At 69.1% G+C, this 12731-nt stretch carries 14 protein-coding genes; 5 read left to right on the forward strand and 9 right to left on the reverse strand.

From position 1 onward, the window contains the following. Positions 1–105: 105 nt before the first annotated feature. From D2K64_RS04115 to D2K64_RS04130, 4 genes are all read right to left on the reverse strand, one after another. On the reverse strand, positions 106–531 hold the full coding sequence (locus tag D2K64_RS04115; protein ID WP_120006957.1) for an SRPBCC family protein: 426 nt from the start codon (positions 529–531) through the stop codon (positions 106–108). A gap of 42 nt (positions 532–573) precedes the next feature. Then, a complete protein-coding gene (locus tag D2K64_RS04120; protein WP_120006958.1) occupies positions 574–1125 on the reverse strand; it encodes an NUDIX domain-containing protein in 552 nt (183 codons plus the stop codon). Beyond that, the gene (locus D2K64_RS04125) at positions 1113–1583 is read right to left on the reverse strand and encodes a hypothetical protein (RefSeq protein ID WP_157985715.1); all 471 of its coding nucleotides are present in this window, start codon (positions 1581–1583) and stop codon (positions 1113–1115) included. The genes D2K64_RS04120 and D2K64_RS04125 overlap by 13 nt, the downstream gene beginning before the upstream one ends. 128 nt (positions 1584–1711) lie before the next feature. Then, positions 1712–3166 (reverse strand): helix-turn-helix domain-containing protein, encoded by a 1455-nt coding sequence (locus D2K64_RS04130; RefSeq protein WP_120006960.1) that lies wholly within the window; start codon positions 3164–3166, stop codon positions 1712–1714. A gap of 156 nt (positions 3167–3322) precedes the next feature. Here D2K64_RS04130 and prpC point away from each other — a divergent pair, with 156 nt between their 5' ends. From prpC to D2K64_RS04155, 5 genes are all read left to right on the forward strand, one after another. Continuing rightward, positions 3323–4489 carry a bifunctional 2-methylcitrate synthase/citrate synthase gene (gene prpC / locus D2K64_RS04135; RefSeq protein WP_120006961.1) on the forward strand — a complete coding sequence of 389 codons (1167 nt, stop codon included), beginning with the start codon at positions 3323–3325 and terminating at the stop codon, positions 4487–4489. Continuing rightward, positions 4490–5410 (forward strand): methylisocitrate lyase, encoded by a 921-nt coding sequence (prpB, locus tag D2K64_RS04140; protein ID WP_120006962.1) that lies wholly within the window; start codon positions 4490–4492, stop codon positions 5408–5410. A 57-nt stretch (positions 5411–5467) separates the two neighbouring features. Beyond that, complete coding sequence (locus D2K64_RS04145; protein ID WP_120006963.1) at positions 5468–5776, forward strand: hypothetical protein; 309 nt, start codon at positions 5468–5470, stop codon at positions 5774–5776. Between the two features lie 85 nt (positions 5777–5861). Then, on the forward strand, positions 5862–6515 hold the full coding sequence (locus D2K64_RS04150; RefSeq protein WP_120006964.1) for a DedA family protein: 654 nt from the start codon (positions 5862–5864) through the stop codon (positions 6513–6515). Between the two features lie 88 nt (positions 6516–6603). After that, entirely contained in the window at positions 6604–7983 is a 1380-nt protein-coding gene (locus D2K64_RS04155; protein ID WP_120006965.1) for a hemolysin family protein, read from the forward strand. 9 nt (positions 7984–7992) lie between these two features. Here the strand turns inward: D2K64_RS04155 and otnC are convergent, their stop codons facing one another. The 5 genes from otnC to otnI all read right to left on the reverse strand — a co-directional run bounded on the left by otnC (position 7993) and on the right by otnI (position 12724). Then, positions 7993–8625, reverse strand: coding sequence for a 3-oxo-tetronate 4-phosphate decarboxylase (gene otnC, locus D2K64_RS04160; RefSeq protein ID WP_120006966.1), 633 nt, complete (start codon positions 8623–8625; stop codon positions 7993–7995). 77 nt (positions 8626–8702) lie between these two features. Further along, entirely contained in the window at positions 8703–10106 is a 1404-nt protein-coding gene (locus D2K64_RS04165; protein WP_120006967.1) for a GntP family permease, read from the reverse strand. A gap of 58 nt (positions 10107–10164) precedes the next feature. Beyond that, on the reverse strand, positions 10165–11133 hold the full coding sequence (gene denD / locus D2K64_RS04170) for a D-erythronate dehydrogenase (RefSeq protein ID WP_238384004.1): 969 nt from the start codon (positions 11131–11133) through the stop codon (positions 10165–10167). Beyond that, positions 11130–11942, reverse strand: a complete 813-nt coding sequence (locus tag D2K64_RS04175; RefSeq protein WP_120006968.1) for a DeoR/GlpR family DNA-binding transcription regulator — start codon at positions 11940–11942, stop codon at positions 11130–11132. The genes denD and D2K64_RS04175 overlap by 4 nt, the downstream gene beginning before the upstream one ends. Positions 11943–11944: 2 nt before the next feature. Beyond that, positions 11945–12724 (reverse strand): 2-oxo-tetronate isomerase, encoded by a 780-nt coding sequence (otnI, locus tag D2K64_RS04180; protein WP_120006969.1) that lies wholly within the window; start codon positions 12722–12724, stop codon positions 11945–11947. Positions 12725–12731 lie beyond the last annotated feature (7 nt).

The following is a 12731-nucleotide window of genomic DNA, read 5'->3' on the forward strand; positions in this document are numbered from 1 at the left end:
CACCGGAATATTGAACGTGTCTGCGGGCAGGCTTTGTTGGCCTGCGCCTGCGCCTGCACGCACGCGACGCCTGCTGAAGTATGATGTGAGACTCGGCGTAGCGTGTCAGATCGGCTCGCGGGGAGAGCCTCGGCCCAGAACACGCGACGGCGCATCCGGCATGTGAAGGTCGGGGTCGCCGCCGCCGGCACCTTCCAGATGCGACTTCAGGCTTTGCAGCGCGGCCTCCGCTGCATAGCGGGCGGCATCTTCCGGCGTTTCCGGTCCGGTCGGATCGGCGGGCTGCGCCGTGTCGCGCCGGGTGGTCAGGGTCAGCACGGTGGCGTCGCCGCTCTCGGCCACATGCCACTCCCCCTCGGGATCGAACTGCCAGCGGATCCGCTTTTCGGCGGGGCTCGCCTGCAGCCCCTCGGTCGGTAGGCTGCTTTCCTCCCGCCGGAGGTGTGGCAGCCAGTGCCGCAGGTTCGCTGGATCCGTCAGATACGCGAACACTTCCTGGGCCGGACGCTCGATGCTGATGCTTTGCTGCATGTCGCACCGAACGCGACACAACGGAGACGGTTGCGAAACCGGCTAAAGCATCCGCTTGAGGCGCAGCAGGCCCATCGCGGCGATCGACATGGCGTCCTTGAGGGTGCCGTCGCAGATCATGGCTTCCACCTCGGTCAAGGCGAAGTCGCGGCAGATCAGGTCCTGCTCCGTGGCTTCCGGCCGGCGCGGTCCCTGGGTCAGCCCGGTGGCCAGGAACACGTGGCCGCGCTGGTTGCAGTAGCCGGCCCCCTGGAAGATCTCGCCGGCATAGGCCATGCGACCGGCGACCAGCCCGGTTTCCTCCGCCAGTTCCGCCGCGGCCAGAACCTCGGGGGAGGTGCCGGGACGGGTTTCCCACATGCCCATCGGCATCTCCCATTGCCGCAGCTGCACGGGATAGCGGAACTGCTCCACCAGCGTGATGCGGCCATCCTGGAACGGCACCACCACCACGAAGTCGGACCGCTCCACCACGCCGTACAACCCTTCCGAGCCGTCGCGGCGGCGGATGATGTCTTCCCGCACCCGGGTCCAGGGATTCTCATAGGCGATGCGACTGGACAGCGTGGTGATCTCGTCGCTCAAGGCTGGCATCCTTCTGCGGCAGTCCGGGCCGGCGTCATAGGGCTGGCAGCGCAGCCAGACCAGTTCGCATCACGCTCAACGGCCGGAAGCAGCCATGCCTGCGGCGTGGTCCGGCTGCGGGACCGGCGCCGGAACCGGGGCGGGCGGCTGTGAATAAGCGGAGGACACCGCCTCACACCATCCTCGCCGATCGGCCGGTCGTTGTTGCCGCTGTAGAACAGGCTGGCGACCCGGTTCTCCTCAACGCGGAAGGTCGCCCTGCAATGCGAGCCGCTGCCGCCGACCGTGTAGCCGCCGCCCACCACCGGCAAGGTGACCTCCACCCCGCCGGCAGAGTCGTTGTTGACGTTGCAGGTCAGGATCTGCGTGCGGTCGTCGATCCGGGTCGCCTTGTCGGCAACGCCGGCGCAGCTCTGCAGATCGGCCAGCGTCATGCCGACCATGTTGATCTGCGCCCGGTGCGCCATGCGGGAATCGGAATAGCCACAGCCCGACAGCACGAGCAGGGCGGGAGGATCGTCTTGTGGCTCATGCGGGCTCCTCTGGCCGGAGGTGAATGCCTTTACGGACCCGCATGTTGCATCGCAACAAACCATCAACCCGGTGCCTGCCCACCCCGGACGATGCGATAGGGCAGCAGGCCGCGCTCCGCAGTGCCCACATCGAGGCGGTGGCCGACCGGCGGCATGGCCCGGTGCCGGCACTCGGCGCGCTCGCAGGCACGGCAGCCGGGGCCGATCGGCACCGGGGCCTGCCGGTCGTCCAGCGCCAGCCCGGCCGCATAGACCAACTGGTCGGGATGGGCGACCTCGCAGCCCAGGCCCACCGCACCCTCCCGCGGCGGGCTGAGATAGCCACCGCCTCCGCCCACCGTGCGCGCCATGCAGAGATAGGTTACGCCATCCGGCATGCGCGCCAGCTGCACCAGCACCCGGCCGGGCTGGGCAAAGGCCTGATGGATGTTCCACAACGGGCAGGCGCCGCCAAACAGCGCGAAATGGAAGCGCGAGGCGCTGGAGCGCTTCGACACGTTGCCGGCGACATCCATCTTCAGGAAGTAGAACGGCACGCCTTCCTCTCCCGGCCGCTGCAGCGTGCTGAGGCGGTGGCAGACCTGCTCGAAGGACGCGCCGAAGCGGCGTTGCAACCGCTCCACGTCGTGGCGCAGCTCGCGCGCTGCGGCGCGGAACTGGCGGTAAGGCAGCATCAGCGCGCCGGCGTAGGAATTGGCCAGGCCGACCCGCGCCAGCGCCCGCGCATCCGGGCCGGAGAACGGCGCCCCGGCCGCCATGCGGTCGATCGTCTCGCCCTGCTCCAGCAGCCCCACCACATGCGCCAGGTAGAACAGGCGGCTTTCGGGCGCCATCTCCTCCGCCAGCAGCAGGCGGCCGGTGGCGCGGTCCAGCCGCCACAGCACGCCGCTGTCCGGGCCGTCGCGCAGCGTCTCGGCCACAACCACGGAATGCCGGGCGGCGAGGTGCCGTTCCAGGTCGAGGCGCAAGGTCTGCGGGGTGAAGCCGCCGGCTTCGAAAAGCTGTTCCGCCGCCTCGTCCAGGGTCGGAAAATAATTGTGGCGCGACTGCACCCAGTCCTGCACCTCGTCATATGGCAGGCGGGACGCCGGGTCGGCGACCCCATCATCGGCCAGCCGGGCGCGCAGGGCGCGATGCTCCTCCTCCAGTGCGCGGTAGGCGCGGTGCAGCGCCAGGAAACGGGCGGCAACGGCGGGCGCGGCGCGCAGCGCGGCATGCGCTTCCGCCGGCTCCACCGCCGGCCTGGCGCCCGGCAGCGGGTCGGCCAGTGCTTCCCGCAGGTCGCCGAGCCGGCGCAGCTCGTCGGATTCGGCGAAGTAGCCCGGCGCCACTTCCAACAGCACGCAGAGCCGGTCCAGCACCTCCCGCGGCAAGGGACGCTGATCGCGCTCGATCTGGTTCAGGTAGGAGGGTGACAATTCCAGCAGGCCGGCCAGCCGCGCCTGGGTCAGGCGGCGCCCGGTCCGCAGCCGCCGCAGCCGTTCCCCGGCATAGATCTTCGCCTGTGGCCCGGACATGCGCGCGATCCTTCGCAATCTTCGCAGAGTATGCGGCGCGGCGCGGCATGAATCAGCAGGAAAGCCCCTTCACCCCTGCCCTGGTTTTCGCGATCTTCGCAACACAGATCCGGCCCGTCTTGTCAGGCCGCAACCACAGGAACAACCGGAAGCCCCATGAGCGAAACCGCCCCCACCGCCCCGAAGGCGAAGAAATCCGTGGCCCTGTCCGGGGTCCCGGCCGGCAACACCGCGCTGTGCACCGTGGGCCGCACCGGCAACGACCTGCATTACCGCGGCTATGACATCCTGGAGATCGCCGGCGCCTGCGAGTTCGAGGAGATCGCCTACCTGCTGGTGCATGGCAGTCTGCCGGACGAGGCGACGCTGCGCGGCTACAAGGCCAAGCTGCGCAGCCTGCGCGGTCTGCCGCTGGCGGTGCGGCTGGCGCTGGAGGCGATCCCGGCCGCCGCCCACCCGATGGACGTGATGCGCAGCGGCGTCTCGGCGCTCGGCTGCGTGCTGCCGGAAAAGGACGACCATGGCCATGCCGGAGCGCGCGACATCGCCGACCGTCTGATGGCCTCGCTCGGCTCCATGCTGCTCTACTGGTACCATTTCAGCCACAATGGCCGCCGCATCGAGGTGGAAACCGACGACGACAGCATCGGCGGCCACTTCCTGCACCTGCTGCACGGCTCCATACCGCGCGAGTCCTGGGTGCGGGCGATGCACACCTCGCTGAACCTCTACGCCGAGCACGAGTTCAACGCCTCCACCTTCACCTGCCGGGTGATCGCCGGCACCGGGTCGGACCTCTACTCGGCCATCACTGGCGGCATCGGCGCGCTGCGCGGACCCAAACACGGCGGCGCCAACGAGGTCGCCTTCGAGGTGCAGAAGCGCTACGACACGCCGGACGAGGCGGAGGCCGATATCCGCCGCCGCGTCGAGGCCAAGGAAGTGGTGATCGGCTTCGGCCACCCGGTCTACACCGTGTCCGACCCGCGCAACCACATCATCAAGCAGGTGGCGCTCGAATTGTCGGACGAGGCCGGCTCCCGCAGGATGTTCGACATCGCCGACCGGATCGAGGCGGTGATGGCCGACACCAAGCGGATGTTCGCCAATCTCGACTGGTTCAGCGCCGTGTCCTACCACATGATGGGCGTGCCGACCGCGATGTTCACACCGCTCTTCGTGATCGCCCGCACGGCGGGCTGGAGCGCGCATGTGATCGAGCAGCGCATCGACGGCAAGATCATCCGCCCCACCGCCCACTACACCGGGCCGGAGAACCGCCGCTTCGTGCCCATCGCCCAGCGCACCGCGGAGAACAGCTGAATGCCCTATGTGATCGCCGACGACCTGCCCGACGCGCCCGCCGGCCAGCGCTTCCGCGCCCTGCTGGAGCGGCCGCAGATCCTGCGCATGCCGGGCGCGCATCTGGGCATCGCCGCGCTGCTGGCCAAGAAGGCGGGGTTCGAGGCGCTGTACATGTCCGGTGCCGCCATGTCCGCCACCATGGGCCTGCCCGACCTCGGCATGATCACGGTGGATGACGTGTCCTGGCACATCCGCCAGGTGGTGCGCGCCGCCGGGCTGCCGGCGCTGGTGGATGGCGACACCGGCTATGGCGAGGCGCTGAACGTCATGCACATGGTGCGCGCCTTCGAGGAGGCGGGCGCCGGCGCGGTGCATCTGGAAGACCAGCTGCTGCCCAAGAAATGCGGCCATCTGAACGATAAGAAGCTGGCTGATGCGCGCGACATGGCGGCCAAGGTGGCCGCCGCCCGCCGCGCGCGGCGCAGCCTGGTGATCATTGCCCGCACCGATGCCGCCGCCAGTGAAGGCATCGACGGCGCCGTGGCGCGGGCGAAGCTGTACCTGGAGGCCGGAGCGGACGCCATCTTCCCCGAGGCGCTGACCACGGCGGAGATGTTCCGCGAGTTCGCCGCCCGCATGCCGGGGGTGAAGCTGCTCGCCAACATGACGGAGTTCGGCCGCACCCCCTTCTTCACCGACCAGGAATTCGAGGCCATGGGCTATTCCATGGTGATCTGGCCGGTCAGCCAGTTGCGCGTCGCTGCGAGGTCGATGGAGGAGCTGTATGCCGCCATCAACCGCGACGGCGGCACCCACAGGATGGTGGACCGCATGCAGACCCGGGCCGAACTGTACCAGACCATCGACTACGCCGCCTATGAGGCGCTGGACTCCACCCTGATCCGGACCGTGGTGCCCGAGGCCATGCCGGGGCGCTGAGCCTTGCATCCTCGGCGGGGCGGCCCGAAACACGGGCTGTTCCGCCGGAGACCTGGTTTGCTGGGATATCTGATCCTGCTGGCCGGCCTGCTTCTCGCCCCGCCCGGCCAAGCGTTGCCCGGCCCGGCCGCCGCGCTGCCCGGCTGCGGAACGGCAACGCTGCTCCATCCTGCGGATCCGGCGGCGGCGGAACCGCATCGCCAGGCCTGCCGCCAGGGCCGGGACATGGCGGCCCTTGGCTGGCGGTTGATCGGGTACGGCGTCGACACGCTGAAATACGGCATCGGCCTGGTGCTGATCCTGCTCGGCGCCATGCTGGTCGGCATCGGCTGGGCCGTGTCGCTGGTGGAAGCACTCTTCTGCTGATCGGCGATGGCCAGCGCGAACGTGACCGCCCCCGGGGGTGCTTCCACCCTGGTCTTGCAGCCGCCCGATGACCTAGGTTACCGCCATGTTAGAAGATTGGGTTTCCGCCTTCGATGTCTGGGTGCGCGCCAATGCCGCCTGGGCGGCACCAGCCACGTTCGTGATCGCCTTTCTGGAGTCGTTCCCGGTGGTCAGCATCGTGGTGCCCTCCACGGCGCTGCTGCTGGGCATCGGGGCCCTGATCGGCACGGACATGCTGTCGCCGGGACCTGTGCTGCTGGCCTGCATCATCGGCGGCATCCTGGGCGATGCCGCCGGCTACTGGCTGGCCCGCGCCATCGGTCCCCACGCGGTGCGCCGGCGCCTGCCGAAATCCTGCCGCCGGCCCTATGCCTGGTCGGTGGTGGTGTTTCGCCGCTGGGGCTGGTGGGCGGTGTTCATCGGCCGCTTCCTCGGCCCGATGCGGGCCGTGACGCCGCTGGCCGCCGGTGTCACCGGCATGCGCAACCTGTCCTTCCAGAGCGCCAACATCCTGTCGGCGGTGATCTGGGCCCCGCTGATGCTGATGCCGGGCAGCCTCGGCGGCTGGCTGGCCAAGCAGCTTGGCCAGGACCCCGACCCGGTGGCGATCGGCGCCACCCTGGCCGCCGCGGTGCTACTGTTCCTCGGCTGGCAGCGGCTGCAGCCGCGCATCGTCGCGATGGTGAAGGCGCGCCTGGAGGTCGGGCCGCAGGGCTGAGCTGACGCGGAACCGTCACACGCGGATCGCCTGACCCGCCCTTGCGGCGGTCCACCGGGGCGGGGCATGGAGCGGGAATTGCAGCGACATGCGCTGTTCCGCCCACGGGAGCCCCGCCTTGGACATCCTTCTCGGCCTCGGCCTGATCCTGCTGCTGGTCGCCGTCAGCATCGTCATCTCATTGTCGGAAATCGCCTTCGCCGCGGCGCGGGACACCCGCCTGCGCGTCCTGGCGCAGTCGGGCGAAACCCGCGCCGCGCGCTTCCTGGCCCTGCGGGCCGAGCCCGCCGGCGTGGTCACGGCGCTGCAGATCGCGGTCAACGCGGTGGGCATCCTGGCCGGCGTGGTCGGCGAAGGCGCGCTGACCCCCGGCCTGTCCCGCCTGCTGGCGCTGGCCGGCGCCGGCTCCTGGGCGGAGAACCTGGCGTCCGTCACCTCCTTCGTGGGGGTGACCTCGCTTTTTGTTCTGTTGTCCGACCTGGTGCCGAAGCGCGTCGCGATGATGCAGCCGGAGCGCGTCGCGGTGGCGGTGGGCTGGTTTCCGGCCGCCGCGCTGAAGCTGCTGCGGCCGCTGGTCTGGGTGTTCTCCGGCCTGGCGGACGCGCTGATGCGGCTGCTCGGCCTGCCCACCTCGGCGCAGGCCGAGGAAGTCACGCCGGAGGAGCTGCGCGCCACCCTCGCCGCCAGTGCCGAATCCGGCACGCTGGATGCCAGCGAGCACCGGCTGATCGAGAACGTGCTGGCCATGCGGGAGCGCACCGTCACCTCCGCCATGACCCCACGGGACGAGATCATCTACCTCGACCTGCGGGAATCGCCGGAGGAATGGCGCGACAAGGTGCGGCGCGATCCTTACTCCCGCTATCCGGTCTGCGATGGCGGGCTGGACCACGTGGTGGGCTACACCCGCGCCGAGGACGTGCTGGTGGAGGTGCTGCAGGCCGGCCCCGGCGCGCTGAAGCCCGACGCGCTGAAGCCCGGCATGCCCGACAGCGCCGCCCGGATGCGCCGCGACGCGCCTTCCGTGCCGGAGACGCTGGATCTGTGGGAAGTGCTGGCGCAGTTCGAGGCGCAGGGCGCCGGCTTCGCCCTGGTGGTCAGCGAATACGCCGTGGTGGTGGGGCTGGTCACCTACAAGGACGTGCTGGCGGCGCTGGTGGGGGGGCTGGCCGATCCGTTCGAAGAGCGGGTCATCGTCCGCCGCGACGCGGATTCCTGGCTGGTGGATGGCATCGCGCCGATGTCGGACGTGGCCATGGCGCTGGGCACCGAGGCGCTGCCGACCGACGGTCCCTATCACACGGCGGGCGGTTTCGTGATGCACCGGCTGCGCCGCGTGCCGCGCAAGGCGGACCGGGTGGAAGCCGCCGGCTTCGTGTTCGAGGTGGTCGATGTGGAGGGCTTCCGCGTCAACCAGCTGCTGGTGACGCGCAAGACCTTGGCGCCGCTGGCGCCGCCGACGGGCTGAGGTGCCGCCTCAGCCGAAGGTCGAGAGCAGGTCGTCCACCTGCGCCGGCGTCAGTTCCCGCGCGTTCTGGCCGCGCAGCATCAGGGCCAGCTTGGCGGCTTCCTCCAGCTCCTCGGCGGCATAGACCGCGTCCACCAGCGACTTGCCGGACACCACGGGGCCGTGATTGGCCAGCAGCACGGCCCGCGCGCCCTTGGCAGCCTCGTGGATATCATTCTCCATGGCGGCGTCGCCCGGCCGGTAATAGCGGATGATCGGCAGGGTGCGGCCGACGCGCATCACGAAGTACGGCGTCAGCGGCGGGATCGGCATGGCGTCGCCCGGCGCCGCCAGGCAGCCGATCGCGGTGGCGTGGGTGGAGTGCAGGTGCACCACGGCCCCCGCCTCCGGCCGTGCGGTCAGCACGGCGCGGTGCATGAACACTTCCTTGGACGGCTTGTCGCCGCCGACATGATTCCAGCCCGCATCCAGCTTGCTGATACGATCCGCCTCCAGCCGGCCCAGGGATGAGTTGGTCGGCGTCATCAGGTAGCCATCCGGCAGCCGGACGCTGATGTTGCCGGCGCTGCCGACGGAATAGCCCCGTGCGAACAGGCTGGCGCCCAGCTCGCAGAGGAGGTCACGCAGTTCGGACTCGGTCATCATGCGGTTCCATGCAGGTTGGGCATTGCGACAAAACCGGGTCGGCAGGCCGGAACGCGGGCGTCCTGGCCTGTCCGTCAGCCGAAGAACATGTTCAGCACCAGCAGCGTCACCAGGGAGGTACCCCAGCCGATGGTGCTCGGGATCGACCAGGTCAGCATCTGGTGCTTGGCGCTCTTCACCCCCAGGATGCGGTTGATCACCCAGAAGTAGCTGTCGTTGAAGTAGCCGAACACCATGGAGCCGATGCAGGCCGCCTGCGCCGCGAATACCATGTTGACGTCGGGAATCTGCGCCAGGATGGGCGCCGAGATGGAGGCGCCGGTGATCATGGCCACCGTGCCGCTGCCCTGGATCAGCCGCACCAGGCTGGCGATCACGAAGGGGATCAGCACCGCCGGCAGCGGCAGCGTCGCCACCCATTCGCCGATATAGGTGCCGACGCCGCTGTCGCGCAGCACCGCGCCCAGCGCGCCGCCGGCGCCGGTCACCAGCATGATGATGCCGGCGCCCTCGATGCCCTTTTCCAGCTCGGTGACCGTGTCCTGGCGGGACAGGTTGCCGGCCAGGCCCCAGACGGCCAGGATGACGCCGATGCCGACCGCGATCACCGGGTTGCCGATGAAGGCGCTGGCCTGCACCCAGAAGGCGGTCCTCAGGGCGGTGTCGCCGCTGGCGGTCACCACGCCCGACACCACCGTGTTGATGAAGATCAGCACGATCGGCACCAGGATCGGCATCATGGAGATGCCGAGCGACGGCAGATCGGCTTCCCGCTTCGCGGCATCCTGCTTGAACTGGCCGAAGGCGCCGGACAGGGATTCGCCGGTGTCCACCTCGATCATCCGCTCGATCCTCGGGCCCATCGCGCGGGCATAGAGGATGATGGTGAAGGTGGCCGGCAGCGTCAGCACCACGCCCCAGAAGATCATCAGGCCGATGTCGATGTTGAAGATGCCGGCGGCGCCCAGCGGCCCCGGCGTCGGCGGCACCGCATGGTGCGTCAGCATCAGGCCGCCCGCGAGCGCGATGCCCAGCGTCAGCACCGAGCGGCCGGCGTTGCGCGCCAGCGCGCGGACCAGCGGGTTGAGGATCACGAAGGCGCTGTCGCAGAAGATCGGGATGGAGACGATGTAGCCGGTGGCCATCATCGCCCATTCCTCCTTCCTCTCGCCCAACCAGCGGACAAAGGTGATGGCCAGCTTCTCGGCCGCGCCCGAGATCTCCAGGATCCGTCCCATCATCACGCCGAAGCCGATCACCAGGCCGATGGTGGACAAGGTCGAGCCGAAGCCGGTGGAGATGGAGCGGACCACCGCATCCGGCGCCATCCCGGCCGACAGGCCGGCGATGGAGGCGGCGATCACCAGGGCCACGATAGCATGGATCTTGGTGCGCAGCACCAGGAAGATCAGCAGGCAAATTCCGAGGACGAGGCCGACAATGGCCCCCGGCCCCACCGCGGACGCGGCAGCGTTCATGGAAGTCTCCAACACTTATCGAAAGATCCGCCGGGCCCGGCGCCCGGCGGCAAGCGCTTCAGCGGACGAATTCGTCCTTGTACTGGCGCACCACGGAGTCGAAGTCGCCATCGCGGGTGAAGCCCAGCGCCAGCGGCCGGCTGACATCGAAATCACCGGGCCAGGAGCAGACGATGTCGATGATGCGCTGCTCCGGCTGCTGGCTGACCAGGGCGCGCGGCGCGGTGCCGCCGACCCGCTCCAGGCTCTGCAGCATCTCGCCCACGGTGACGCAGATGCCCGGCAGGTTCAGCACCCGGTTGATGCCCAGTGCCTCACCCTCAACCGCCAGCGCGTGGACGAGGTTCGTCACCACCGCGTCGGGCGAAGACAGCCACATCTTCGTGTCCTGCGGAACCGGGCAGTTGGAAGCCTCGCCATTCAGCGGCTCGCGGATGATGCCGCTGGCGAAGGAGGACGCCGCCGAGTTCGGCTTGCCCGGCCGCACCACGATAGTGGGCAGGCGGCAGACGCGGCCGTCGATGAAACCCTTGCGGGAATAATCGCCCACCAGCAGCTCGCCGATCGCCTTCTGCGCGCCGTAGGAGGATTGCGGCAGCAGCGCCAGGTTCTCCGGTACCACCGCCGGCATCTCGCCGCCGAATACCGCGAGGGAGGAAGCGAAGATGAAGCGCGGCCGGTTCCCGGTGGCGCGCGCCGCTTCGAGCAGGGCGCGCGTGCCGTCGATGTTGACGCGCATGCCCGTATCGAACTCGGCTTCCGACTGGCCGCTCAGCACCGCCGCCATGTGATACACGGCGCCAGTCCCGGCGGCGACGACCTGCCGCGCGAAGGCGGGATCGGCGATGTCGCCGGTGACGGAGCGGACCCGCGCATCCGTCACCGGGCAGGGTGCCAGATCGACCGACAGGATGCCGTCGAACTCCGGCACGCCCTTCTGCCCTCGGCGTGCCAGCAGGGCGCGGATCAGGCGGCTGCCGAGGAAGCCGGCGCCGCCGGTGACGACGATATCCATGGAGGTCTTCATGCTGGGGTCTTCTCCCGGGTCGGTTCGGCCCGGACCACGAGGTTCGGCGGTGCCGCGATGTGCAGCGCGATGCCGCGCTGGCGGATGGCGGCGCACACCGTCTCGGGCAGGCCGGGATCGGTGACGATGGCGGACAGCGCTTCCAGCGGCACGGCGTTGAAGGTGCCGATGCGCCCGTACTTGCTGCTGTCGGTGACAAGGATGCTGCGGGTCGCGCTCTGCGCGATGGCGCGCTTCACCGCCACCTTGTTCTCCGACGGCGTGGACACGCCGCGCATGCCGAAGGAGGAGGTGGAGATGAAGGCGATGTCAAAATTGAAGCGGCGGATGGCATCCGCCGCCGGCTCGCCGACGCAGGAATGGTTCTCGCGCTCCACCTGCCCCCCCGTGTGATAGAGGCGGCAGCCGGCCTGCCGCGACAGAAAGGCGGCAATCACGAAGTCATTGGTCACCACGGCGATGTCCTCGCGGCCGGCGAGCAGCCGGGCGATTTCCAGAGTGGTGGTGCCGGCGTCGAGGTAGACCACCATGCCGGGCTCGATCATCGCCGCCGCCGCGCGGCCGATCGCTTCCTTCTCGGCATGGGCGAGAACGGCCTTGGCGAGGTGCGAGGGCTCGTCGACGATCTTCTCCGGCAGTCGGATGCCGCCGGCGACCGACATCACCCGCCCCTGGCGTTCCAGCAGCTGGATGTCGCGTCGCACGGTCATGTGCGAGACGCCGAGCAGCTCAACCAGTTCGTTGATGCTCAACACCCCGCGGCCGGTCAGCCGGGAGACAATCAGGTTTTGCCTCTCGGCTGGAATCATGGTCAGCGGGCGCGAAAGGACGCAAACCAGCCCAGGCCGGCGGTGGTGTCGCCACGCGGATTGTATTCGCAGCCGATCCAGCCCTGGTAGCCGGTCTTGTCCAGCACGGCATAGAGGTGCGGATAGTTCAGCTCGCCCTCGTCCGGCTCGTGCCGCTCCGGCACGGAGGCGATCTGAACATGGGCGAACTTGCCCGCCATCTTCTCGATCAGCCGGGTCAGATCGCCATCCATGATCTGGGCGTGGTACAAGTCCAGCTGCACCGACACGTTGGGCCGGCCCACCTGCTCGACCAGCTCCATCGCTTCCAGCTGATGGGCGATGAAGTAGCCTGGCATGTTGCGGCTGTTGATCGGCTCCACCAGCAGGGTGATGCCTTCCTTGGCCAGCTCGTCCGCGGCGTGGCGGAAGTTCTCGACAAAGGTCTTCCTGCAGGCGTCCCGATCGAGGCCGTTCACCATGCCGGACATGCCATGCACCGTCTTGCAGTTCAGGGCCCTGGCATAGCGGATGGCGATCGCGACGTTGTCGCGGAACTCCTGCTCGCGGCCGGGGATGGCGGCCATGCCGCGCTCTCCCTGGGCCCAGTCGCCCGGCGGCATGTTGAACAGCGCCTGAGTGAGATTGTGCTTCTTGAGCTCGGCGGCGATCGCCTCGGGCTCGTGCTCGTAGGGAAACAGGAACTCGACGGCCTCGAACCCGGCCTCGGCGGCGCGGCCGAAGCGCTCCAGGAACGGCACCTCGGTGAACATCATCGACAGGTTGGCGGCGAAGCGCGGCATGGTGGTG

The organism is Teichococcus vastitatis (assembly GCF_003604215.1).
In the GTDB taxonomy this organism is placed as follows: Bacteria; Pseudomonadota; Alphaproteobacteria; order Acetobacterales; family Acetobacteraceae; genus Pseudoroseomonas; species Pseudoroseomonas vastitatis.

Coding starts and splice junctions, on each gene's coding strand:
- D2K64_RS04115 (WP_120006957.1), bottom strand. CDS start 531: ATGCAGCAAAGCATCAGCATCGAGCGTCCGGCCCAGGAAGTGTTCGCG.
- prpB (WP_120006962.1), top strand. CDS start 4,490: ATGCCCTATGTGATCGCCGACGACCTGCCCGACGCGCCCGCCGGCCAG.
- D2K64_RS04130 (WP_120006960.1), bottom strand. CDS start 3,166: ATGTCCGGGCCACAGGCGAAGATCTATGCCGGGGAACGGCTGCGGCGG.
- D2K64_RS04155 (WP_120006965.1), top strand. CDS start 6,604: ATGCGCTGTTCCGCCCACGGGAGCCCCGCCTTGGACATCCTTCTCGGC.
- denD (WP_238384004.1), bottom strand. CDS start 11,133: ATGAAGACCTCCATGGATATCGTCGTCACCGGCGGCGCCGGCTTCCTC.
- otnI (WP_120006969.1), bottom strand. CDS start 12,724: ATGCCGCGCTTCGCCGCCAACCTGTCGATGATGTTCACCGAGGTGCCG.
- D2K64_RS04125 (WP_157985715.1), bottom strand. CDS start 1,583: ATGGCGCACCGGGCGCAGATCAACATGGTCGGCATGACGCTGGCCGAT.
- D2K64_RS04150 (WP_120006964.1), top strand. CDS start 5,862: ATGTTAGAAGATTGGGTTTCCGCCTTCGATGTCTGGGTGCGCGCCAAT.
- D2K64_RS04120 (WP_120006958.1), bottom strand. CDS start 1,125: ATGCCAGCCTTGAGCGACGAGATCACCACGCTGTCCAGTCGCATCGCC.
- otnC (WP_120006966.1), bottom strand. CDS start 8,625: ATGACCGAGTCCGAACTGCGTGACCTCCTCTGCGAGCTGGGCGCCAGC.
- prpC (WP_120006961.1), top strand. CDS start 3,323: ATGAGCGAAACCGCCCCCACCGCCCCGAAGGCGAAGAAATCCGTGGCC.
- D2K64_RS04175 (WP_120006968.1), bottom strand. CDS start 11,942: ATGATTCCAGCCGAGAGGCAAAACCTGATTGTCTCCCGGCTGACCGGC.
- D2K64_RS04165 (WP_120006967.1), bottom strand. CDS start 10,106: ATGAACGCTGCCGCGTCCGCGGTGGGGCCGGGGGCCATTGTCGGCCTC.